Annotated in this window: 17 protein-coding genes; 9 read left to right on the top strand and 8 right to left on the bottom strand. The window is 66.3% G+C overall.

Going from position 1 to position 22,232, the window contains the following annotated elements; translation table 11 throughout:
• Window positions 1-67: 67 nt before the first annotated feature.
• The 6 genes from GE073_RS03675 to GE073_RS03650 form a co-directional block, all read right to left on the bottom strand.
• Window positions 68-907 (bottom strand): carbohydrate ABC transporter permease, encoded by an 840-nt coding sequence (locus GE073_RS03675; protein WP_028600085.1) that lies wholly within the window; start codon window positions 905-907, stop codon window positions 68-70.
• Between the two features lie 3 nt (window positions 908-910).
• Window positions 911-1,816, bottom strand: coding sequence for a carbohydrate ABC transporter permease (locus GE073_RS03670; RefSeq protein ID WP_028600084.1), 906 nt, complete (start codon window positions 1,814-1,816; stop codon window positions 911-913).
• A 205-nt stretch (window positions 1,817-2,021) separates the two neighbouring features.
• A complete protein-coding gene (locus tag GE073_RS03665; RefSeq protein WP_028600083.1) occupies window positions 2,022-3,314 on the bottom strand; it encodes an ABC transporter substrate-binding protein in 1,293 nt (430 codons plus the stop codon).
• A gap of 151 nt (window positions 3,315-3,465) precedes the next feature.
• A complete protein-coding gene (locus GE073_RS03660) occupies window positions 3,466-5,118 on the bottom strand; it encodes a response regulator (RefSeq protein ID WP_101808523.1) in 1,653 nt (550 codons plus the stop codon).
• Window positions 5,093-6,901, bottom strand: coding sequence for a sensor histidine kinase (locus GE073_RS03655; RefSeq protein WP_228551249.1), 1,809 nt, complete (start codon window positions 6,899-6,901; stop codon window positions 5,093-5,095). The genes GE073_RS03660 and GE073_RS03655 overlap by 26 nt, the downstream gene beginning before the upstream one ends.
• Window positions 6,902-7,136: 235 nt before the next feature.
• On the bottom strand, window positions 7,137-8,084 hold the full coding sequence (locus GE073_RS03650; RefSeq protein ID WP_028600080.1) for a ribose-phosphate diphosphokinase: 948 nt from the start codon (window positions 8,082-8,084) through the stop codon (window positions 7,137-7,139).
• 182 nt (window positions 8,085-8,266) lie between these two features.
• Between GE073_RS03650 and GE073_RS03645 the strand changes: the two genes are divergently transcribed.
• The 3 genes from GE073_RS03645 (at window position 8,267) to GE073_RS03635 (ending at window position 11,193) form a co-directional block, all read left to right on the top strand.
• Window positions 8,267-9,505, top strand: coding sequence for an MFS transporter (locus tag GE073_RS03645; protein ID WP_153782779.1), 1,239 nt, complete (start codon window positions 8,267-8,269; stop codon window positions 9,503-9,505).
• 4 nt (window positions 9,506-9,509) lie between these two features.
• Complete coding sequence (locus tag GE073_RS03640) at window positions 9,510-10,220, top strand: MOSC domain-containing protein (RefSeq protein ID WP_194843259.1); 711 nt, start codon at window positions 9,510-9,512, stop codon at window positions 10,218-10,220.
• A 601-nt stretch (window positions 10,221-10,821) separates the two neighbouring features.
• Window positions 10,822-11,193: a hypothetical protein gene (locus GE073_RS03635; protein WP_101808520.1), complete on the top strand. Its 372-nt coding sequence runs from the start codon at window positions 10,822-10,824 to the stop codon at window positions 11,191-11,193.
• 17 nt (window positions 11,194-11,210) lie between these two features.
• Here the strand turns inward: GE073_RS03635 and GE073_RS03630 are convergent, their stop codons facing one another.
• Window positions 11,211-11,705, bottom strand: a complete 495-nt coding sequence (locus GE073_RS03630) for an LURP-one-related family protein (RefSeq protein WP_101808519.1) — start codon at window positions 11,703-11,705, stop codon at window positions 11,211-11,213.
• Window positions 11,706-11,913: 208 nt separating this feature from the next.
• Here GE073_RS03630 and GE073_RS03625 point away from each other — a divergent pair, with 208 nt between their 5' ends.
• The 3 genes from GE073_RS03625 to GE073_RS03615 all read left to right on the top strand — a co-directional run bounded on the left by GE073_RS03625 (window position 11,914) and on the right by GE073_RS03615 (window position 15,893).
• Complete coding sequence (locus GE073_RS03625) at window positions 11,914-13,443, top strand: long-chain-fatty-acid--CoA ligase (protein WP_101808518.1); 1,530 nt, start codon at window positions 11,914-11,916, stop codon at window positions 13,441-13,443.
• A gap of 256 nt (window positions 13,444-13,699) precedes the next feature.
• A complete protein-coding gene (locus GE073_RS03620; RefSeq protein WP_101808517.1) occupies window positions 13,700-14,215 on the top strand; it encodes an SRPBCC domain-containing protein in 516 nt (171 codons plus the stop codon).
• A 214-nt stretch (window positions 14,216-14,429) separates the two neighbouring features.
• Window positions 14,430-15,893 (top strand): M20/M25/M40 family metallo-hydrolase, encoded by a 1,464-nt coding sequence (locus GE073_RS03615; protein ID WP_180968445.1) that lies wholly within the window; start codon window positions 14,430-14,432, stop codon window positions 15,891-15,893.
• Between the two features lie 263 nt (window positions 15,894-16,156).
• Here the strand turns inward: GE073_RS03615 and GE073_RS03610 are convergent, their stop codons facing one another.
• Entirely contained in the window at window positions 16,157-16,918 is a 762-nt protein-coding gene (locus GE073_RS03610) for a hypothetical protein (RefSeq protein ID WP_153782777.1), read from the bottom strand.
• 202 nt (window positions 16,919-17,120) lie between these two features.
• Here GE073_RS03610 and GE073_RS03605 point away from each other — a divergent pair, with 202 nt between their 5' ends.
• The 3 genes from GE073_RS03605 (at window position 17,121) to GE073_RS03595 (ending at window position 22,223) form a co-directional block, all read left to right on the top strand.
• Window positions 17,121-17,774: a phosphatase PAP2 family protein gene (locus GE073_RS03605; RefSeq protein WP_052333495.1), complete on the top strand. Its 654-nt coding sequence runs from the start codon at window positions 17,121-17,123 to the stop codon at window positions 17,772-17,774.
• 215 nt (window positions 17,775-17,989) lie between these two features.
• Window positions 17,990-18,700, top strand: coding sequence for a lysoplasmalogenase (locus GE073_RS03600; protein WP_052333494.1), 711 nt, complete (start codon window positions 17,990-17,992; stop codon window positions 18,698-18,700).
• 307 nt (window positions 18,701-19,007) lie between these two features.
• Window positions 19,008-22,223 carry a response regulator gene (locus GE073_RS03595; protein ID WP_084137481.1) on the top strand — a complete coding sequence of 1,072 codons (3,216 nt, stop codon included), beginning with the start codon at window positions 19,008-19,010 and terminating at the stop codon, window positions 22,221-22,223.
• Window positions 22,224-22,232 lie beyond the last annotated feature (9 nt).

The following is a 22,232-nucleotide window of genomic DNA, read 5'->3' as shown; positions in this document are numbered from 1 at the left end:
CCCTTCGTTCCGGCTTCTCCATCCGGCAGCTCCGCGTTCGTCCTTGCCGCTTCCTCTTCCATGCCGCTCATCCCTTCAGCCCGCTCGTCGCCATGCCCTGCACGATATGCTTCTGGAACGCGAAGAACAGGGCGATGACCGGCACGAGGCTGACGATCGACATCGCGAACATCGCGCCCCAGTTGGACGTCGACTCGCTGTCGAGGAACATCTTGAGCGCCATCGAGACGGTGTACTTGTCCGGAGAGTTGAGGTAGAGCACCGGACCGAGCAGGTCCTCCCACCGCCAGTAGAAGGAGAAGATCGCCGCCGTCGCCAGCGAGGAGCGCAGCAGCGGCAGGATAATCCGGGCGTACAGCCGCAGCTTGCCGCAGCCGTCGATCGTCGCCGCCTCGTCAAGCTCGCGCGGAATCGTGCGGATGAACTGCACCATCAGGAAGATGAAGAACGGGATGCCGAAAAACTGCGGCACGACGATCGGCGCGATCGAGTTGAGCCAGCCGAGCTTGGTGAAGATGACGTACTGCGGCACGAGCACGACGTCATGCGGCAGCATGAGCGTCACCATCATGAGCGCAAACCACAGGTTGCGCCCGCGGAAGCTCAGCCGCGCGAAGCCGAAGGCGATGAGCGAGCTCGACAGCACCGCTCCGATCGTCGACAGCACGACGATGACGAGCGAGTTCCAGATGTACGTCATGAACGGGTAGCCCGCGGTTCCCTTCCAGCCGTCGGCGTAGTTGCTCCACACCCACTTGTCCGGCAGCAGCGACTCGGCCGTGACGAAGATGAGCCGGCTCTCCTTGAAGCTGCTCATGAGCATCCACAGCACCGGATAGAGCATGAGCACGGCCAGCGCGATGGCGAACAGATGATAGACGGGCCATTTGATCGTTTTCCAGGCCATCGGTCAGCGCCCCCCTTCCGACTCGTAGAACACCCAGTACTTGGAGACGAAAAACAGCACGGCGGTCATGATGCCGACGATGATCAGCATGACCCACGCCATCGCCGAGGCGTAGCCCATGTTGTTGAACATGAACGCCTGGCGGAACAGGTACAGCGAGTAGAGCATCGTGCCGTCCATCGGGCCGCCCTCGCCCTTGGAGATGATGTAGGCGGGCACGAACGTCATGAAGGCGCTGATCGTCTGCATGATCAGGTTGAACAGGATGATCGGGCTAAGCAGCGGCAGCGTGATCCGGAAGAAGCGCCGGGCCGGGCCCGCGCCGTCGACGCCTGCGGCTTCGTACATTTCCGGCGAGATGTTCTTGAGGCCCGCCAGGAAGATGAGCATGGACGAGCCGAACTGCCAGACGGAGAGCGTGACGAGCATGCCGAGCGCCGCGTTCGGATCGCCGAACCAGCTGACCGGGCCGAGCCCGATCGCGATCAGCGCGCTGTTGACGATACCCTCGCTGCCGAAGATGTTGCGCCACATGATCGATACGGCCACGCTGCCGCCGATGATCGACGGGAGGTAGAACAGCGTGCGGTACGTCCCGATCAGGCGCGAGCCGTTGTTGAGCAGCATCGCGATGAACAGCGCGAACATGAGCCGCAGCGGCACGCCGACGAAGACGTACAGGAACGTCACGCGCAGGGAGTTCATGTACTTGGGATCGCCAGTGAACATCTTGACGAAGTTGTCGAGCCCGATCCAGCGCGGAGCGCTGAACAGGTTGTAGCTCGTGAAGCTGAGGTAGAGCGAGATGAACATCGGGATCAGCGTGAAGGCCAGGAAGCCGATGACGAACGGGCTGATGAAGGCATAGCCGGTCAGATCGTTGCGGAGCGCGGTGTTTCGCTTGAGCATGGTCTCTCTCCTTTCTCATCCGGCGGCGGAAGCCCGGCGGGCCGGCAGCGGGCGCGGGGCGCGCAGGCGCCCAGCGTCCCCGCAGAGGAGAAAAGCCGCCCGGACGGCGGCTTCTCCCCTCAAGCCCTTGCTCCCCCGTCCCGCAGCGCGCCGCTCCGGTTCGGGGAAAGCCCCGCTGCTCGCAGCGCCGCGGCCGGACGTTTCTCTATTTGTTGGCGGCGAGCACTTCGCTGGCCGTCTTGCGGAACGAGGCCGCGGCCTGCTCCGGCGTGATGCGGCCGAAGTTCAGCTCCTCGATGAGGTCGGCAAGCGCGGCGATCACTTCCGGCGAGCCGGTCGGCGGCGGCGGGCTCATCGGCGAGGCTTTCGGCTCCATCTCGGAGACGAAATCGAACACCTGCTTGACCGGCTCGTCGAGCTCGCCGGCGATCGCTTCCTTGATCGCGGAGCTGATCGGCACGCCGCGCTCGCCCTTGATGATCTTGTTCGCCTCGACGTCGTTCACCCAGAAGTCGATGAACTTCGCCGCCTCCTCCTTGGCCTTGGAGTTGTTCGTGATCGCCCAGTACATGCTCGGCTGCATGTAGATGCCCTTCTCCATGTCCGGCCCCATCATCGGAGCCAGGGCGAGCGGGCGGGCGGCGGCCTTCTGCAGGCCGACGAACTGGTTGGACCACTGGAAGACGCCGATGCCGGTGCCCTTCACGAGGTCGGACTCCTCGAGGACGCCCTTGATCTGGTTCAGGTAATCCGGCGAGCGCAGCGCTTTTTCCTTGACGAGATCCGCCTGGATGCGGAAGAAGTCCGTGAACAGCTTGTCGTCGTCGTAGCCGAGCGCGTTGCCCTCCTCGTTGTAGAGCGTCTCGCCCTTCGTGCGCAGGTAGTAGTTGAAGAAGATGTCCGGCGCGAACCCGGAGTCAAAGTACAGCCCCTTGGAGCCGGTCTGCCGGGCCATCTCCTCGTACTTCTCCCACGTCCAGTCGGCCGGGATGCTGTCGATGCCGCCCTTTTTCAGCAGCTCCGGATCGTAGTGGAAGCCAAGCACGTTGACGCCGATCGGGATGCCGTACTGCTTGCCGCCCAGCAGGCCCGTGCCGAGCACGCTCTCGCTGACGTCGCCGACCTGGATCTGGTTGTTCAGGTACGGCTCGAGCTCGGCGAGCTGGCCGTTCTTGGCGTATTGGCTGATGTAGGAAATGTCCATCTGCACGATGTCCGGCAGCTGCTTCGCCGCCGCTTGCGGAGCGAGCTTTTTCCAGTAGTCGTCGAAGGACGCGTACTCCACGTCGATCTTGACGTTCGGATGCTTGCTCGTATACAGGTCGATGACCTGCTGGGTATAGGCGTGGCGGGAATCCGAGCCCCACCAGGCGATGCGCAGCGATACGGGATCGTCTGCGGAGCCGCCGGCCGGCGCGTCGTTGCCGGAGCTGCAGGCGGATAGGGCTGTAGAGGCGAGCGTAACGGCGGCCAGCAGGCCGAGCATTCTTCTTTTCATCGCATGATCTCCCCTTGGTTGGCAAGTCGGAAGCCGAAGGCGCTGCCGGCTCGGTCGCTTGCCCGCCGGCTGTCAGCGCTTTCTTTCTTCCCTTGGCTCTATTGTCTCAAGTCCGGCTTGCTCCCGGAATCCAAAAAGCAGAGCCATCCCGTTAAAAATCAGAGGGGCATTTTTTGAACTCGCTCGGCGTCCGTCCCGTCCATTTTTTGAACACCTGGCTGAAATAAGGCGCGTTGTCGCCGAAGCCGAACCGCTCCGCCAGCTCGGCGACGCGCGCGTCTCCGCCGCTGCGGATATGCCGGCACGCCTCGCGGATGCGATGCCGGTTCAGGTAGGCGGAGAAGCTCTCCCCGGTCGCCTTCTTGAACATCTTGCCGACATAGTCGGCGTTCATGAACAGCTGGCCGGCCGCGACCGCCCCGAGCGTCAGGCCGGAATCGGCGTAGTCCTGCTCGATAATCGCGATCAGCCGCTCGACGGCCGACGACTGGCGGCTCAGCGTCAGGCGGTGGTAATGGTCGGCGAGCCGCATCGCGCTGTCCGTGACGAACTCGCCGAGCCCGGCGAGCGTGTCGATGCCGGACAGCTCCGCCGCCCGCAGCGTGAACGCCTCGGCCTCCGCCTCGGGGCAGACGCGGATCATCGCCGCATACAGCTGCAGCACGCAGGAGCGGGCCGCCGGCAGCGCCGCCCGCCGCTCCGCCAGCTCGCCGAGAAAGCGCTCGATCTCCAGGCGCGCCTCGTCCGCCAGGCCGGAGCGCAGCAGCAGGCAGAGCCGCTCCTCGTCCGGCTCCGGCAGCGCCTCGGCGCCTTGCGCCGCCGGCAGGTCGCTGCGGACGATGAGGCTGTCGTCGCCGACGTAGAACCGGTGCGCGAGGCACTCCCGCGCCTCGCGATACAGCCGGCGCGCCTCGACCATCCGGCCCGCGCTGCTGAGCGCGGCCGTCGCCTCCAGCTTGTAGAAGCGCCGGAACGTTTCCTGCACGCGGCCGATGCGCGCCTCCAGCTCCGGCGCGAGCCGCTGCGGCGAGCCGGCTTTGGCCTCCTTAACCCGCATCGTCCCGACCGCCTCGACCGCCCCGTCCGTCCCGCGCGCAGCCTCGTCGTCCGGCTCGCCGCCGTCGTCCAGCACGACCAGCAGCGTGCCGTCGATCGTCGTGCTGAGCAGGATGCCGGGGATGAGCTCCGCCGCGATGTTGGACAGCGCGAACAGCTGCGCGTAATCCGGCTCGCCCGCCGGGCTGAGCAGCATGAGCCGCACGGGCCGGCCGTCCAGCTCCATGCCGAACAGGCTCTGGTACAGCGCCAGATCGCGGCTGCCGTAGGTGCGGTTCGTGATGAACTCCTTGAGGAACTGCTCCTTCACATGCGGCAGCATGCGGCGGTAGCGCTGCTCCATCTCCGAGAGGAAGCCGTCCCGCTCGTCCTCCTCCTCCAGCTCCCGCGCCAGCTCCGTCAGCGCCTCGCCGATCTGCTGCTCGCTGCATGGCTTGAGCAGGTAGTGGCGGACGCCGTGCTGCATCGCGCGGCGGGCGTAGTCGAAGTCCTTGTACCCGGTCAGCATCGCGAAACGGATGCGCGGATGCCGCTCCGCCGTCCGCTCCACGAGGCCGAGCCCGTCGAGGCCCGGCATCCGGATGTCGGTCAGCACAAGGTCGGGACGCTCCCGCTCGATCGCCTCCAGCGCCTCGAGCCCGTTGCGCGCCGTTCCGGCGAGCCGCAGGCCGAGCCCGCTCCAGTCCAGCACTTTGGCGATGCCCTCCACGATCAGCCTTTCGTCATCGACCAGCAGCACGCTTCGCATGGCTTGTCTCCTCCCTTTCCTCCGTATAAGGCATGTCCAGCCTGACCGTCGTTCCCTTGCCCTCGGCGCTTTCGATCTCGAGGCTCGCGTCGCCTCCATACGTCAGCCGCAGCCGTTCGGCGATGTTCGCCAGGCCGATGCCTTGACCGCGCGTGCGCACCTCGCCCCGGCGCAGCCGCTCCACGAACTCCGGCGGCATGCCCGGCCCCGTATCGGATACGGCCAGCCGCAGCCGGCCTCCGGACGTGGACGCGCTCACCGTGATGACGCATGGCTCGATCATCGGCTCCAGCGCGTAGTGGACGGCGTTCTCCACGAGCGGCTGCAGCGTCAGCTTGGGCAGCAGCGCCGGCAGCGCCTCCTCCTCCGCCTCCAGCCGGAAGTCCAGCCGCTCCTCGTAGCGGATCGCCTGGATCGTGACGTAGCTGCGCACGAGCTCCAGCTCCTGCTCCAGCGGGAGCAGGTCCTCGGTGCCGCTGATCGAGCTGCGCATCAGATGGCCGAGCGCCTCGACCATCTCGGAGATGCTTCTCTGCCCGTTCATCTTGGCCTGCCAGTTGATCGACTCGAGCGTGTTGTACAGGAAATGCGGATTGATCTGCGCCTGCAGCGCCTTCAGCTCCGCCTCGCGGATCGTCAGCTGCTTGGCGTAGTTCTCGTCGATCAGCTCGCGGATGCGCTGCAGCATCATCGTGAACGTCCGATGCAGGATGCCCGCCTCGTGATGGGACAGCTCCGGCACCGCGCCGAGCGACTGCTCCTCGAGCCGGTCGAGCTGGCCCTTCTCGATCTGCCGCATCTTGCGCAGCAGCAGCAGCATCGGCCGGTTGATGCTGCTTGAAAGCATCGCGCCGAGCAGCAGCGCGGCGAGGAAGATGGCGACGAAGCTGGCCAGCACGATCCGCTTGACCGCGGTCAGCTGGCGGAACATCTCGTCGAATGGCGTGACGTACAAATACGTCCAGCCCATGTTCTTGGACGCCATGAGCGCCGTGAAATACTCGCCTCCGGCATAGGACTCCACGCCGTACGGCTTGCCCTGCGCGGCGGTGCGGGCCGCCTCCGCGGCCGTCAGCGGCATGTCGTCCGCGAGCGGATAGATGATGTCCTTGCCGTCCGTCAGGATGAGGCGCGCCTGGCCCGGGCCCGTATCCATCTGATCCTCGATGATGCGGTCGATGCGCGTCCGGATGATCAGCGTGCCCAGGTTGTCGAACGTCAGGTTCTGCGTCGTGAACGAGCGGATCTTGCGCACCGAGAGCAGCGCCGCCCGCTTGTCCGCGGTCACCTTCCACGCATGCGCCCCGTCCGTCCGCTCGGCGAGCGCGACCAGATCGAGCTGCATGCCGGCGGTGATGCCTTCGCGGTTGCCCGCGGAGATCGGGATGCCGCGCGTGTCGATGAGCAGGATCGAATAGACATCCTTCTCCGATCCGGCATAGCTGATCAGCTGGTCGGCGACCCGCTTGCGCAGCACGTTCTGCTCGTACGACGTCGGCGAGCCGCTCAGCTTGCCGAGCGCCTGCTGGATGACCGGGTCGGCCAGCACGCGGAAGCTGAGTCCCTCCACCTCCCGCAGCCGGTTCTCGATGGCGATCGACGACGTGCCGAGCACCTGCGACGATTTCTCGTAGATCTGGCGGTCGTAGATTCGGAACACATAGCCGAGCACGAGCTGGTAGAACACGAAGCAGCCGATCATCAGCACCGACAGCAGCAGCAGCATCTTGTGATGGATCGACAGATTGTTGTAAGCGCTTCTAATTCGGTTCAGGCGCGGCATGCCGGACCTCCTTCGGATGCGGATGGCGGTCTCGGCCCTAGGCCGAGTTTTTATTAGAAAGTATAGCACGCAAGCCGCCGCCGAGGGCGCGCAGCCGGCATGTTTCCGGATTTTTGCCGGCTTTCGCCGGAAAAGTGAAGCCTCTGCCGAACGCGAAAAGCCCTGCCGCCGGATCGGATCCGGGGAGCAGGGCCTGGGGCGCGGCCGTTCGGGCGCGGACTCGCGCGGCGCGCCGTCAGATGCCGCGGTTTTTGAACAAGGTGGCGATGGAGCCGCCGTAGATGTTGGAGCGGATCGCCTCGGTGAACAGGCCCGCCGTCGGGATGACGGTGAGCTTGTCCGACGGGCTGGCCTGCTGCAGGATCGAGTCGGTGACGACGATCTCGCGGATATGCGGATGGTTGAGCTTCTCCAGCGCGTCGCCGGAGAACAGGCCGTGCGTAGCGGCGATGACGACGTCGCGGCCGCCTTTCTCCACGAGCTTCTCGACGACGTTGAACAGCGTGCGGCCGGTGTCGATGATGTCCTCGATGATGACCGGCGTCTTGTCCTTGACGTCGCCGATGACATGCATCTTCTCCTCGCCGGTATGCGGATCGTGGTTCGTCACGACCATCGCGAACGGCGCATGCAGATAGTTGGCCAGCTTCTCGGCGGTGGAGGCCCGGCCGGCGTCCGGCGAGACGATGACCGGGTTCTCGATGTTCTTGGCGCGGATGTGCTCGGTCAGCTCGTCCAGCGCGGTCAGATGGTCGACCGGGAAGGTGAAGAAGCCCTGGATCGCCGCCGTGTGGAGGTCCAGCGTGATGATCCGCGACGCTCCGGCCGTATGCAGCAGGTCGGCGACCAGCTTGGCCGAGATCGCCTCGCGCGGATGGCGCTTGCGCTCCTGGCGGGCGTAGCCGTAGTACGGCATGATGATGTTGATCGTCTTGGCCGAGGCGCGCTTGGCCGCGTCGATCATGATCAGCAGCTCCATGAAGTTCTCGTTGACCGGATCGGACAGCGACTGCACGATGAAGATATGGCAGGTCCGGATCGGCTCGCCGTAGGAGACGTACAGCTCGCCGTTGTCGAACTGGCTCAGCGTCACCTCGCCGAGCGGCAGCCCGAGCTGCTCGCTGATGCTTTTGGCCAGCGGAACATTGGAGGATCCGCTGAAAATTTTCACTTTATCCGTCATTAGGTATTCTTTCCCTCCCGCGCATTGGATGAGCCTTTGCCCTCATTATAGCCCATCTTCGGGCAAAACTGCAGTCCGCTCGCGGGAAAACGTCCTACGGCTACTTATTTGTTCTCTGAAAAATCGCTATACTGGACGAAACAGACGCTGCTTCCCGCATCAAAGAAAGGAAGGTCGGCTTCATGAACCCAATCCCGGACGAGCCGGGACGCATCGTCCGAGGCTCGGACGACTACCGGCGCGCCGGCCGTTCGCTGTTCGTGGCCGGCGCGGCCACGTTCGGCATGCTGTACAGCGTGCAGCCGCTGCTGCCCGAGTTCGCCCGCGAGTTCGGGCAGACGCCGGCCGGAGCCAGCCTCACGCTGTCGGTCAGCACGGTGCTGCTCGCCGCCGCGCTGCCGATCGCCGGACTGCTGTCCGACCGCATCGGCCGCAAGCGCGTCATGGAAGCATCGCTGCTGCTGGCGAGCCTGATCTGCCTCGCTGCGGCGCTGGCGCCGGGGTTCGCCTCGCTGCTGGCGCTGCGCGCGCTGCTGGGCATCCTGCTGGCCGGACTGCCGGCCGTAGCGATGACCTACCTCGCGGAGGAAATGGATCCCGCCAGCCTCGGCGCCGCGATGGGGCTGTACATCAGCGGCAACTCCATCGGCGGCCTTGCCGGCCGCGGCGCGGTCAGCACGATCAGCGACCTCGCCGGCTGGCGCTGGGGCGTCGGAGCGGTCGCGCTGTGCGGCCTGCTCGCCGCCTGGCAGCTCATGCGCCGACTGCCGGAGCCGCGCCGGAGCGCGGCGAATCGGACGACGCCGCAGGAGATGCTGGCGCATTCGCGCCGCCATCTGCGGCGGCCCGTCCTGCTCGCGCTGTTCGGCATCGGCGCGGTGCTGATGGGCGGCTTCGTCACGCTGTACAGCTATCTCGCCTTCCGGCTGCTGGCCCCGCCGTTCGAGCTGCCGCAAGCGTGGGTCGGCTGGATCTTCATCCTGTTCCTGACCGGCTCGGTCAGCTCCCCGCTCATGGGCAGGCTGCGCGACCGACGCGCCGCGCTCGGCCTGGCGCTCGGCCTGCTGGCCGCCGGGCTGGCGCTGACGCTGCCGGAGCAGCTCGGCCTCACGCTGCTCGGCACGGCGCTGTTCACGGCGGGATTTTTCGGCGGACATGCCGTCGCCAGCGCCTGGGTCGGAGCGGCCGCGCCCGCAGGACGCGCGCAGGCGTCCTCGCTGTACCTGCTGTTCTACTATGCCGGCTCGAGCCTGGGCGGGACGGCCGGCGGCCTCGCCTGGAGCGCGGCCGGCTGGCCGGGCGTCGTCCGCCTGATCGGCGGCATGCTGGCCGCCGGACTGCTGCTGTGGCTGGCCCTTTGCCTGCTGCCGTCGGCTCGCCTCTCGGCCCGTCCCTATGATCTCGACAAAGGAGAACGATGAACGCATGCGAATCGGACAAACAAGCGAAATCTGGCGCTATCCCGTCAAGTCGATGGGAGGCGAGCGGCTGCAAGGCGTCTCCGTCGAGCGGTACGGCCTGGAAGGCGACCGCTTCTGCAGCCTGTACGACGAAGCCAAGGAAGGCTGGAGCAGCTACCATACCGCCCGCAAGTTCCCCGCCCTGCTGATGTACCGCGCCGCCTACGGGGAAGAAGGCGTGCGCGTCGATTCCCCGCTCGGCCCCTCCTACCGCTGGGAGCCCGCCCTCGGGGACGAGCTGGAGCAGGTGACGGGCACGCGCATGTCGATGAGCGCGGAAGGAGCTCCCGGCCGCGAAGGCAACGGCTTGATGGCGGTCGACGCCGCCAGCGTGCTGATCGTCACCGACGCTTCCCTGCGGCGGCTGAAGGCCGCTTGGGGCAAGGAGGCCGAAGCCCTTCGCTTTCGACCGAACCTGCTGCTGCGGACGGACGAACCCGAGCTCGACGACGAGTCGCTGCTCGGCGCGCGGCTGCGCATCGGCGGCGCGCTGCTGCAGGTCGATTCGTTCTGCCAGCGCTGCTCGATGGTCAATTACGATCCGGACAGCCTGGAGCGCGATCCGTCGCTGCTGCGCGTCGTGAACGACCGCTTCGGGCTGAGCTTCGGGCTGTACGCCTCGGTTCTCGAGCCGGGCCGGATCGCCGAGGGCGATGCCGCTCTGCGCGAGGGCTGAGCGCTAGGCGGGGCGCGCGGGCTGAGCGCTAGGCGGGGCGCCTGTGGGCCGGGCGAGGGCCGAATCGCCGAGGGCGATGCCGCGCTGCTCGAGGGCTGAGCGCTAGGCGAGGCGCCTGCGGGCCGGGCGGAGCTCGGTCTTGCGAGCGGCTAATCCAGTCGAAGCGCGGAGGACCGCTTGCGACGAATCAGAGCGTTAGCAGCCCCAAAAAGGGCGGCTCCCAACTCTAACGACGCGTCACGCGCTTAGCCCTGCAAAAGGCCGGAAAAACATGCAGAATCATGCGAGCGGCCTATTGGAAGCGTCTGACGCGTCGTTACGTTTTTGGAAGCGCGAAAAAAAGGGCTCTAAGCGTCTGAGGCGTCGTTGGCAACGGATGGGAACGACTCAATTCCAGCGGAACCGTCGGAAACCACCTTTCGCAAAAGCCGCGAGCCGAACCAATCGGCAGCACGCGGCGGTCCGACCGGAGGCATGCTGCCGCAGGCTGGCCCTGGGTAAGGAAGTAGTCGTTCATGCTCCCCCGGCAGGCGCCCCGAACCTTTCGCAGCTTCTATCATATTCTGCTAGGGAAGCCAATCCGAAAGGAAGATTCCCTCCGATGAAACCTGTGCAAGCCAGCCAGACCTATCCCCGCCTCACCGTTTACTCCGAAGAGCGCTACGGCGGCGTCAGCCGCATCTACCGGGGCAACCTCGGCATCCGCGATACGGACCGTATCCTCGACGGCTTTGAGAGCCTTCGCTTCTTCTCCACCAGCCCGAACGCCACGCTCGTCGTCTTCTCGGAGACGCGCTTCCGCGGCAACTTCCGCGTCTACCGCGGCTCGGTCCGCAACCTGCCCGATCTGGACGATCTGATCGGCGGCGAGGATGTCGAGTCGCTGATCTCGACGAACCAATCGCTGACCGACGCGCAGATCCGCGAGATCCGCCGCACGGGCTCGCTGCCCGCCGGCTACCGTCTGCTCTAGCGGTTCTCCGCCAGCGCTCAGACGCCTCCCGCTGCCGCCGACTGCTTCTGCATCGCGTTCATGCCGAGAATGACCGCCGCCCACTCCAGCGGCGGCACTTGGCATTCGCCGCACTCGAGGCGGAAAGCTCCGGCCGACATCCAGCCGCTCACCCGCTCGAAGCGGCCCACGATCCGCCCGTCCTCGTCGGCGATCTCGTACTCTTTGGACATCGCGGGCGACGTCAGCTGGTAGACGCCTCGACCGTAGCTGTCATATTCGAAGCGCTTGGAGAAAAAGGCCATCCGCCAGCGCAGCTGTCCGATCTCCTCGCCGCCGGCCTGCAGCACCCTCCACTTGCTCGAAAAGGCCAGGAACCTGCCTTCGTACAAGCTTTCGCCCGCTGCGCCGAAAATCTCCAGCGAGGAGCCGAACGCGCTCCTCAGGTCGACCTTGCCGATCGGCCGGCCGGACGCGTCCATGATCTCGGTTTCGCCGGAGCTGAAGAAGTTGTCCCGGAAATAAAGCTCCATCTCACTCATCCTCTCCAAATCTAGTCATCTGGATAAATTCCCTTGCTTCACTAGATTATACCATCTCCATCGCGATCGCCCCACCCTCGCTGCCGGCATCCCGGCAAAAAACGCGCAGGGATTCGGAAGCGCTTCCGCGAATAAGATGGCAGTGAGTCATCGCAGATCCTTCCCCGCCTACCTAGACGAAAAAGGAGCTGACTGAAGCATGAGCTGGAACCTGGTCGAAGCGCTCGAGAACAGCGCGGCAAGCTTCCCGGAACGGGAAGCGTACGTCTACCGAGGAGCAAGCGCCACCTATGCGGAGCTGATCGAGCAGGTGCGCCGCTGCGCCGCCGGCCTGGCCGCCGAAGGCATCGCCAAAGGCGACAAGGTCGTGCTGCTGCTCGGCAACGCCCCGGAGTTCATCGCCTCCCTCTACGGCGCGCTCGCCCTCGGAGCGATCGTCGTGCCCGTCAATCCGACCTATACGGCGGATGAGCTCGCGTACATCCTCGCCGACAGCGGAGCCCGCGCCGCGATCGCCGCCGCGCCGCTGCGGCCGCTGCTCGCCGCCCTGCAAGCCCGGCTGCCCCGCCCGATCCAGCCTTTCTACGTCGGCGAAGAAGAAGGCGAGGATTCCTTTGCCCGTCTGCTGCAGCTCGGCGCCGGACATCTTGAATCCGCTTACATCGACGAAGAGGACACCGCCGTCATCCTCTACACCTCGGGCACGACCGGCAAGCCGAAGGGCGCGATGCTGTCCCATCGCAATCTGGCGACAAACGCCGAATCGGTCTATACGATGTTCGAGCTGACCGAAAACGAGCGCGCCGTGGCCGTGCTGCCGATGTTCCACATCTACTCCCTGACCGTCTGCCTGAACGCTCCGCTCGCGGTCGGCGCCTGCATCGTCATCCTCCCGCGCTTCCATCCGGTGGAGACGATCGCGGCGATCCGCGAGCAGCGGGCGACGATGTTCTCCGGCGTGCCGACGATGTACGCCTACCTGCTGCAGGTGCCGGACGCGACGGCCGCCGACTTCGCCACGCTCCGGCTCTGCTCCTCCGGCGGCGCCTCGCTGCCCGTGGAGATGCTGCGCAAGGTCGAGGAGCGGTTCGGCGTCGTCATCTACGAGGGCTACGGCCTGTCGGAAGCGGCGCCGGTGACGGCGTTCAATCCGCTCGGCGGCAAGCGCAAGCCGGGCTCGGTCGGCGTCGACATCCCGCGCGTCACGAACCGCATCGTCGATCACCAGGGCAACGAGGTGCCGCGCGGCGAGATCGGCGAGCTGATCGTGCAGGGGCCGAACGTCATGCAAGGCTACTACAAGCTGCCGGACGCCACGGCCGAGGCGCTGCGGGGCGGCTGGCTCCATACCGGCGACATCGCCCGCATGGACGAGGAAGGCTACATCTATATCGTCGACCGCATGAAGGACATGATCAACGTCGGCGGCTTCAACGTCTATCCGCGCGAGGTCGAGGAGGTGCTCTACCGCCATCCCGGCGTCTTCGAGGCGGCCGTCGTCGGCGTGCCTGACGAGACGCTCGGAGAGGCGGTCAAGGCGTACGTCGTCCGCAGCGACGAGGCGCTGACGGCCGAGGAACTGGCCGCCTTCTGCAGCGGCAGCCTCGTCAAGTACAAGCGGCCGACGGCGATCGAGTTCCTCGCCGAGCTGCCCAAGAACAGCTCCGGCAAGACGCTGCGGCGGGCGCTCAAGGAGAAGGCCCAGCAGCCTCCTTCGGCGCAGGCGTAGGCCGCAACGGATCGGATCGGCAGTCAAGCCGATGCTGCTGTCGATGCCTATGCGGCGGTTCGGACGCCGGCGGGAGCGGTCGATGCGGAAGATACGAAGAGCCGGTAGAAGGGCAGACGGACAGCCGCCTGCTGCCGGCTCTTATTCTTTATTTAGAATATTCCTTGACAGGAATATTCAAATGAAGCTATAGTGGATTCATGGCTAACGCATCCATGGAACTTGCACCGACTACTTTTCGAGGAGGAATGGGATCATGACCACGAGCATGCGGATCCGGGTCGAGGGCAATCAGTTCATAATGGAGAGGACCTTCGGCGCTCCGAAGGATCTCGTATTCCGCGCTTTTACCGAAGCCGAGCATCTGAAGAAATGGTGGGGACCGCGCGGCTGGACGCTGACAAGATGCGACATCGACTTCCGCCCCGGCGGCGTCTGGCATTACTGCATGAAGTGCGAGGATCCGGCGCAGGGCGACTTCTACGGCATGGAATCCTGGGGCAAGACGATCTATAAGGAAACGAATCCGCAAGACTTCTATTCCTGTACGGACTACTTCTCGGACGAGGAAGGCACGATCAACGAGGAGCTGCCTCCGTGCTTCACGGAGCTGGAGTTCGTGGAGCGGGACGGCTCTACGACCGTCATCAACCGCAGCCGCTACGAGACGGCGGCGCAGCTGCAGTCGGTCATTGACATGGGCATGGAGCATGGCGTCCGCGAAACATGGGACCGGCTCGAGGAGCATCTGGCCGCCGTTCAATCCGCCTGAACCGGACGGGCCGAGGCGAACCGGCTGCCGCCGCCCGCCGGCGGCGATGCGGCTTCGTCCCGGTCCGGACCCCACATCGGATTCGGGCCGGCATGCCGGGGGAATCCGCTCTTCTTCGGGAAGAGAATGTTATCCGTTGACGCGCGGAGGCGGCATTGGTACGGTGGACTTGTACTCCCCGAACCTATCCCCCATGCAAAGGCGGAGATCCCCCATGCCCCAGCCCGCAGTCTCGATCCTGCTTCTCCTGCTCGCGCTCCTGCTCGTCCTGGCGGCCGTCCTGCTCGTGCGGGCAGCGCGGTTCCGGCCCGATGCGGCCGACCTCGCGCCCCATGCCGGCGGCGGCGAGCCGATCCCTGTCGACGCGGATGCCGCCGCCGGCAGGCTGTCCCAGCTGATCCGCAAGCGCACCGTCTCGAGCCGCGAGCCGTCATCGGCCGACCGCGCCGAGTTCCGCTCGCTGCTGGATCTGCTGCCGGATCTCTATCCCGCCGCCCATCGGGCGCTGGAGCGGGAGATCGTGAACGGCCGCACGCTGCTCTACCGGTGGCAAGGGGCTGAGCCGGAGGCGCCGACCGTGCTCATGTCCCATTTTGACGTCGTGCCTGCGGAAGAAGAGGGCTGGCTCCATCCGCCGTTCTCCGGCGAGATCGCGGACGGACGCGTCTGGGGGCGGGGAGCAATTGATACGAAAGGCACGCTCGTCTGCATTCTCGAGGCGGTCGAGCAGCTCGTCGCCAGCGGCTTCAAGCCGAAGCGCGACATCTACCTCTCGTTCTGCGACGACGAAGAGATCGCGGGCGACGGCGCGCCGACCCATGTGCGCCTGCTGCAGGAGCGCGGCATCCGGCCCGGCCTCGTCGTCGACGAGGGCGGCGCCGTGGTGGAGAACATCTTCCCCGGGGTGCGCGGACCGATCGCCGTCGTCGGCGTCGCCGAGAAGGGCGTCAGCGACTTCGAGCTGGTCGTGCGCGGCGCGGGCGGACATGCCTCCGCCCCGCCCCGCCTCGGTCCGGCGTTCCGGCTGGCGCGGGCGATCCAGCGGCTGGAGCGGCGGCCGCCGAAGCCGTTTTTCCCGCCGCCGACGCTGGACATGCTCGATACGCTCGGACGGCGCTCCTCGTTCGGCTACCGGATCCTGTTCGCCAATCTATGGCTGCTGCGTCCGCTGCTGGCGCGCTTGTTCCACCGGCTCTCGCCGGAAACGAGGGCGCTCAGCTCGACGACGATCGCCGTGACGACGCTGCAGGGCAGTCCGGCCGCCAACGTCCTGCCCGCCGAGGCGAAGGCTGGCGCCAATGTGCGCGTCGCCGTCGGAGAAACGGCCGCAGGCGTCGCCGCGCGCATGCGGCGGGCGATCGCCGACGATGCCGTCGAGCTCCGCATCGTGCGGGCGGGCGATCCTTCGCCCGTCTCGACGACGCGGGAGGAGCCGTACCGGATCGTGGCCGCGGCGATCCGCGGCACGTATCCCGAGGCGGCCGTGACGCCGTACGTCATGCTCGGAGGCAGCGACTCGCGGCATTTCGCCGCGGTGTGGCCGTATGTATACCGTTTCACCCCGTACGAGCTGAGCCGCGAGGAGCGCGAGACGATCCACGCCGCGAACGAGTCGCTGCCCATCCGCAAGCTCGGCAAAGGCATCGAGTTCTATATCCGCCTCATCCGCAGCGTGTAGCGGACAGCAAAGAAGCGAAGCCCGACCTTCCGGGCTTCGCTTCTTTTTCGTCATCGGCCGAGGCATGGAGGCGCGCCTGACGACGGGTTCGGCGCGAGCGCTAGGGCGTGTTTGCATACTCCGAAGGGAGCCGATAGGGCCGAATTTTTGGTCCTTGCGAGGAACGTAGGCGAAGGCGTACCGGGGGTACGTCGAGTCTGCGTGACAAAGCAGGGGGCAAAAAGGCGGTGATAGATGCCCCTGAACGGGTTTGCAAACACGCCCTAGAACAGCAGGCTGAACAGCACGAGCAGCACAACCGCATACGACGCGATCGAAGCGGCGATGAACGCGAAGCGCCGCTCCTGGCGCACCTCGAACAGCTCCGCCGTGCCCGTCACCGTCGTCGCCAGCGTCACGAGCAGCGTGACGACGAGCAGCAGCAGCGACAGCCGGATGCTCGCCAGCGCCGCGATGCCGGCCGCGGCGAAGCCTGCGCCCGACAAGAGCTGCATCGCGCCGAGCGGCACGGCAGCCTGGAGGAGGCTGCGCTTGCGGCTGCCGAAGCGGCTCCCGAACAGGTACAGGCTGCCCAGCAGCGCCGCCAGCGACAGCGCTCCCCCGAGCAGCATCCTCAGCGCGAGGCCGAAGTCAAAGCCCGGCTCGTAGGCGAACAGGCCGCCGAAGCCGAACAGGCTGTAGAACAGCCCCTGCAGCGCCTTTTGCATGAACAGCGTCCAGACCAGGAAGCCGAGCACGGATGCGCCGAGGCCGATCCAGCCGTAAGCCGAGTCCCGCTCCGGCTCCTCCCGCAGCCCCTGCAGCGGATCGCGCAGCAGCGCGGCCAGACGGCGGCCGTCCACCTGCTTGAGGCGCGCCGCAGCCGCGCCGCCCATGCCCTTGGCCGAAGCGCCTTGGGCCGCCAAGGAGGCAGCCGCTTCATGCTCGGCCGCGAACGGCGGCGCGGATCGGCCGTAAGACGGCGGACGCTCCTCTTCCTCACGGAGATCGGCTGGAATCGGACGGTTTTGCGGATCAGTAGACATGACTTGAAATCCTCCCTTTTTATGGTCGATTAAGGGGAATATCGGCAATTCCGCCTCTGTCCGACACCTCGATCTGCTTGCGGGCGATAGCGCCTTTCCGATTCGTCGCGGCTCCGAGGCCCTCCGGACCGGTTTTCCTGTGTTCCCGCTTCTTTCCCGTGCTATAATGCGGGATGAAAACATGGAAGAAAGGCGGATTGACATGAAAGCATGGCTCATCGCGGCTGCGGCCGCGCTCGCCTTCGCGGCGCTCGCGCTCTGGGCGCCGATGGACGGCACGGCACCGATCGACGATTCCATCCGCGGCTCCTGGTCGCTGACGGCGGAGGAGCAGCCCGCCGCCGCCATGGAGGCGCTCAACAAGCTCGGCTCGACAGCCGTCTTCGCCGGAGCGACGCTGCTGGCCGCGGCGCTGTCGTGGGCATTCGGACGGCGGCGCCAGGCCGTCGTCGTCATTGGCACGGTGCTGGCCGCCCTGCTGCTGAACAGCGGGCTCAAGGAGTGGCTTCAGCGCCCCCGCCCGGAGCACGCCGGCTGGATCGAAGCGAGCGGCTACAGCTTCCCGAGCGGCAACGCGATGGTCGGCATGGCGCTGTACGGCCTGCTCGCCGTCATCGCCTGGCGCGGAGCGCGCAGCGGCTGGCTGAGGCTGGCAGCCGCCGCGGCCGCCGTCCTCGTCATCGGCGCCGTCGGCTACTGCCGCCTTTATTTCGGCGTCCACTACGCGACGGACATCGCCGCCGGCTACGCGGCCGGACTGTTCTGCGCGGCGGCCGGCGCCGCTCTGCTCGGGCCGGGCGGCTCCCGCAGCTCCGCGCTGCGCCGCCGCGGATCGCATCCGACGTTCCCGGGCTAGGACGGCGGCCGCCGCCCCTCGCCGCTTGAAGCCGCGCCAAAAGCCGCATGCGCTTGAACCGCATGCGGCTTTTTGGCGCGGCTGGCCAAGCCTTGCCCGGCAGCGCCTCCCCGCCGCCCGCCCTCGGCTGCTGTTCGAATCCGCGTTCCCGCTATATAATCTGTGTAAACGGTTGCAGATGCAGCCGCAACATTCGCCGCCATGGAGGAACGCTCATGCCAACGCCCAAGCTCGACCCCAAGTCTCCAGCCGAGCCCAAGTCCGCTTCCCGGCTCGTCCTGCCCCTGCTCATCGCCCTGATGGGGCTGATCTACATCTTCGCCGTTCCGTTCGAGCCGGAAGCGCTCAAGCTGACGTTCAAGCTCGTCCCGATGGCGCTCATCTTCGCCTACGCCTGGACCCGTCTGCCAAAGCCAGCCGACCGCCGGCCATGGCAGACGCTGGGGCTGATCGGCCTCGTCTTCTGCGCGGTCGGCGACGGCACGCTGCGCTGGTTCGTGATCGGGCTGAGCGCCTTTCTGATCGGCCATCTGTTCTATCTGTCGTCGTTCCTCCTGCGCATGCGCTTCTCGCCGCTGCGGATCGCCGCGCTCCTGCCGCTGGCCGCCTACGGCATCTTCATGGGCATGCGCCTCGTCGAGGCGCTGCGCGGCAGCGGCCAGACCGGCCTGATCGTTCCCGTCATCGCGTACGTCGCCGTCATCTCGCTGATGGCCTGGTCGGCCATCCAGACCGGAGACCGCCAGGCGATCGCGGGCAGCCTGCTGTTCGTCGCCTCCGATTCCATCCTCTCCTGGAACCTCTTCGTCGCGGACGTGCCGTTCTCCCATGCGCTCATCATGCTGACCTACTACGGCGCCCAGTTCCTGATCGCCGGCAGCCTGAGCTCCCGCGGCTCAGACGCCGCGCCGGCCCTTCGACGCTAGGCGGGCGGCTTGGCGGAGCTCCCTCGAAGGCGGCTCGGCCGCCTGGCCTCCATGCCGATCCCGGCCGGCCGCATGCGCCCTCGGGCCGCCGACGCCAGTCCGTCCCCTCCCGTCATTCGGCCCCTTTCACGCCCAGGGGGCCTTTTTTTGCCATTCCGGCCGCCCGAGCCCCTCCTCCTCCCTCTCCCGCCGTTTCTCTCTCCGATCCTTCTATCGCCTCTTCCTTCCCTCGCATTCCCTATCTATTGGAGGTTTGAAGAAGGTATAATGGAACGATGCCTAGATTCCATCCGGGAGGTGAGGACGCTTGAGAATTCAAAGCAAGATCAGCTCGCTTGTCGTCGTCCTGACCTTGACATATTTCATCGGATTGGCTTGGATTCAAGCCGATCCCGTACTGACGGCCGTCTCTACGGCCGTCGCCGCCGCCGGCATCGCCGCCTCCGCCTGGCATAGCCGGAGCCTCGGCCGGCGGATGCGCGCCGGCTTGGCCGAGACCGCCGGCATCGCCGAGCGCATCGAGCGCGGCGAGCCGGTCGCGTCCGCCGCCGCGGATGCGCCAGCGGACGAGCTCGGGGCCATCGCCGGCTCGTTCCGTCAGATCGCCCGCAGCCTGCATGTCAAGACCGAGCAGGAGCGGACGCTGCGCCTGCAAGCCGAGGAGGAGGCCTGGCTCAACGCCCGCGTCTCGGAGATGGCCATCCTGCTGCAAGGCTCGATCGAGGTGGGCGCGGCTTCCCGCATCTTCCTCGCCAAGCTCGCCTCGTCGGTCGACGCGAGCTGCGGCGCTCTCTACGCGCTGCGTCCCGACGGGGCCTACCATGCGGCCGCCGGCTACGCGCATGACGAGGCCGAGCTGCCGTCCGAGCCGGTGCGGCTCGGACAAGGACTCGTCGGCCAATGCGCGGAAAACCGCGCGATGATCGAGCTCGCCGAGGTGCCGCCGGGTTATATCCGCGTCCGCTCGGGACTCGGCGCCGCCGAGCCGGCCGCCCTGCTGCTCGTGCCGATCCTCTACGAGGACAAAGCCGTCGCCGTGCTGGAGCTGGCTTCTTTCCGCGGCTTCAGCGGCAAGGAGCGCCAGCTGATCGGCCGCGTCGGCGCGGACATGGGCATCCTTATCAACACGCTCGCGGACGTCGCCCGCATCGACGAGCTGCTGCGCGAGACGCAGCTCCAGAAGGAGGAGCTCGAGTCCCAGACCGAGGAGCTGCAGGTCCAGGCCGAGGAGCTGCAGCTGCAGACGGAGGAGCTGCAGGCCCAGACCGAGGAGCTCAAAGCCCAAACGGACCAGCTGCATCGTCAGTCGCTCGATCTGGAGGCGTCCAACGAGCAGCTGCGGCTGCAGGCCGAGGAGCTGCGCGGGCAGACGGAGCAGCTGGAGGCGTCCAACCGCTCGCTGCTTGCCCAGACGGAGCTGTCCGAACGCCAGAAGCTGGAGATTCAGGCCCAGGCGGAGGAGATCCTGCTCGCCGCGCAGCATAAGTCCGAGTTCCTCGCCAACGTCTCGCATGAGCTGCGCACGCCGCTCAACAGCCTGCTCATCCTCTCCCAGATCCTCGCGGAGAACAGGCCGGGCAACCTTGTCGGCAAGCAGCTGGAGTACATCCATACGATTTATTCCTCCGGCAAGGACCTGCTGCAGCTGATCGACGAGATCCTCGACCTGGCCAAGCTCGAGACCGGGAAGATGACGCCGGTCATCGAGCCGACCGAGCTGCAGGACATCGCCGGCCGGCTGTACCGCATGTTCGAGCAGCAGGCGCAGAGCAAGGAGCTCGCGTTCGACATCCGCATCGCGCCGGACGCCCCGGATTCCATCGATACCGACGGCCACCGGGCGCAGCAGATTTTGCGCAACCTGCTGTCCAACGCCCTTAAGTTCACGGACGAGGGCTCCGTCGCCTTGAGCATCCGCAAAGGCGCGGCCGCAGCCGACGAGGTCGTCTTCGAGGTCGAGGATACCGGCATCGGCGTGCCGACCGCGAAGCTCGAGTCGATCTTCGAAGCGTTCCAGCAGGCGGACGGCACGACCAGCCGCAAGTACGGCGGCACGGGACTCGGCCTGACGATCAGCCGCGAGCTGGCCGAGCTGCTCAGCGGGCGCATCGAGGCGGAGTCGACGCCGGGACAGGGCAGCCGGTTCCGGCTCGTCCTGCCTGCTCGCCAGAGCGAGGCCCGTGCCCAAGCCGCCGCGGCGGCGCAGGCCACGATCTCGATCGCCGAGAAGGCGAAGGCTCCGGCCGCCGCCAAGTTCATGGAATCGTTCGTGCCGGACATCTCGATCTCCAACCCGAAGCTGCTGCAATTTTCGGAAATGGAGGACGATCGGGACCGCATCGAGCCGGGCGACGCCGTGCTGCTCATCATCGAGGACGACGCGGCCTATGCCGCGATCCTGCTGAAGCTCGCCCGAAACCGCGGCTTCAAGGCGCTCGTCGCCTTCCAGGGCGACCAAGGGCTCGCGCTCGCCCATGCGTACAAGCCCGACGCGATCGTGCTCGACACCGACCTGCCCGTGCTCGACGGCCGGTCGATCATCAGCCGGCTCAAGAGCCGTCCGGAGCTGCGCCATATCCCGGTCCACGTCATCTCGACGGAGGATCGGGACCAGCAGACGCTCAGCCTCGGCGCGCTGTCCTTCTGGAAGAAGCCGAGCGGCGAGGACGAGCTGGCGACGGCGTTCCTCGAGATCGACTCCTACATCCGCCGCAAGGAGAAAAGCCTGCTCATCGTCGAGGACAACGCCGACCTGCGGCATAGCCTCGTCGCCTATATCGGCCACCCCGACGTCCGCATCACCGCCGTCGGCAGCGGACGGGAGGCGCTGGAGCAGCTGATGATGCAGCATTTCGACTGCATGGTGCTCGATCTCGGCCTGTCGGACATCTCCGGCTTCGATCTGCTGGAGCAGGTCAAGACGAACCGCAAGCTGCAGACGCTGCCGACGATCATCTATACCGGCAAGGAGCTGAGCCGCCAGGACGAGCAGAAGCTCAAGCAATACGCGGAGAGCATCGTCATCAAAAACGTCCGCTCGATGGAGCGGCTCTACGACGAGACGGCGCTGTACCTGCATCGCCGCACCGCGGACCTGCCGCCGGACAAGCGGCAGCTGATCGAGAAGCTGCATGATCCCGCGGCCGCGTTCGAGGGCAAGCGCATCCTCATCGTCGACGACGACATGCGCAACATCTTCGCCCTCTCGAGCGTGCTCGAGGGCTACAACATGGACATCAGCTTCGCCCAGAACGGACGCGAGGCCGTGCGGCTGCTGCGCGAGACGCCGGATGTCGAGCTCGTCTTCATGGACATCATGATGCCGGAGATGGACGGCTACGAGACGATGCGCGCGATCCGCTCCGATCCGGCGTTCCGGACCCTCGCCATCATCGCGCTCACCGCGCGGGCGATGGAGGAGGACCGGATCCGCTGCCTCGACGCCGGCGCCTCCGACTACATGCCCAAGCCGATCAATACGACGCAGCTCGTCACGATGCTCAAGACTTGGCTGATCAACTAGAAAGAAAGG

Origin of the sequence: Paenibacillus sp. B01, assembly GCF_009649995.1 — a bacterium.
GTDB classification, from domain to species: domain Bacteria; phylum Bacillota; class Bacilli; order Paenibacillales; family Paenibacillaceae; genus Paenibacillus_O; species Paenibacillus_O pasadenensis.
This window is presented reverse-complemented; position numbering and strand designations above follow the sequence as displayed.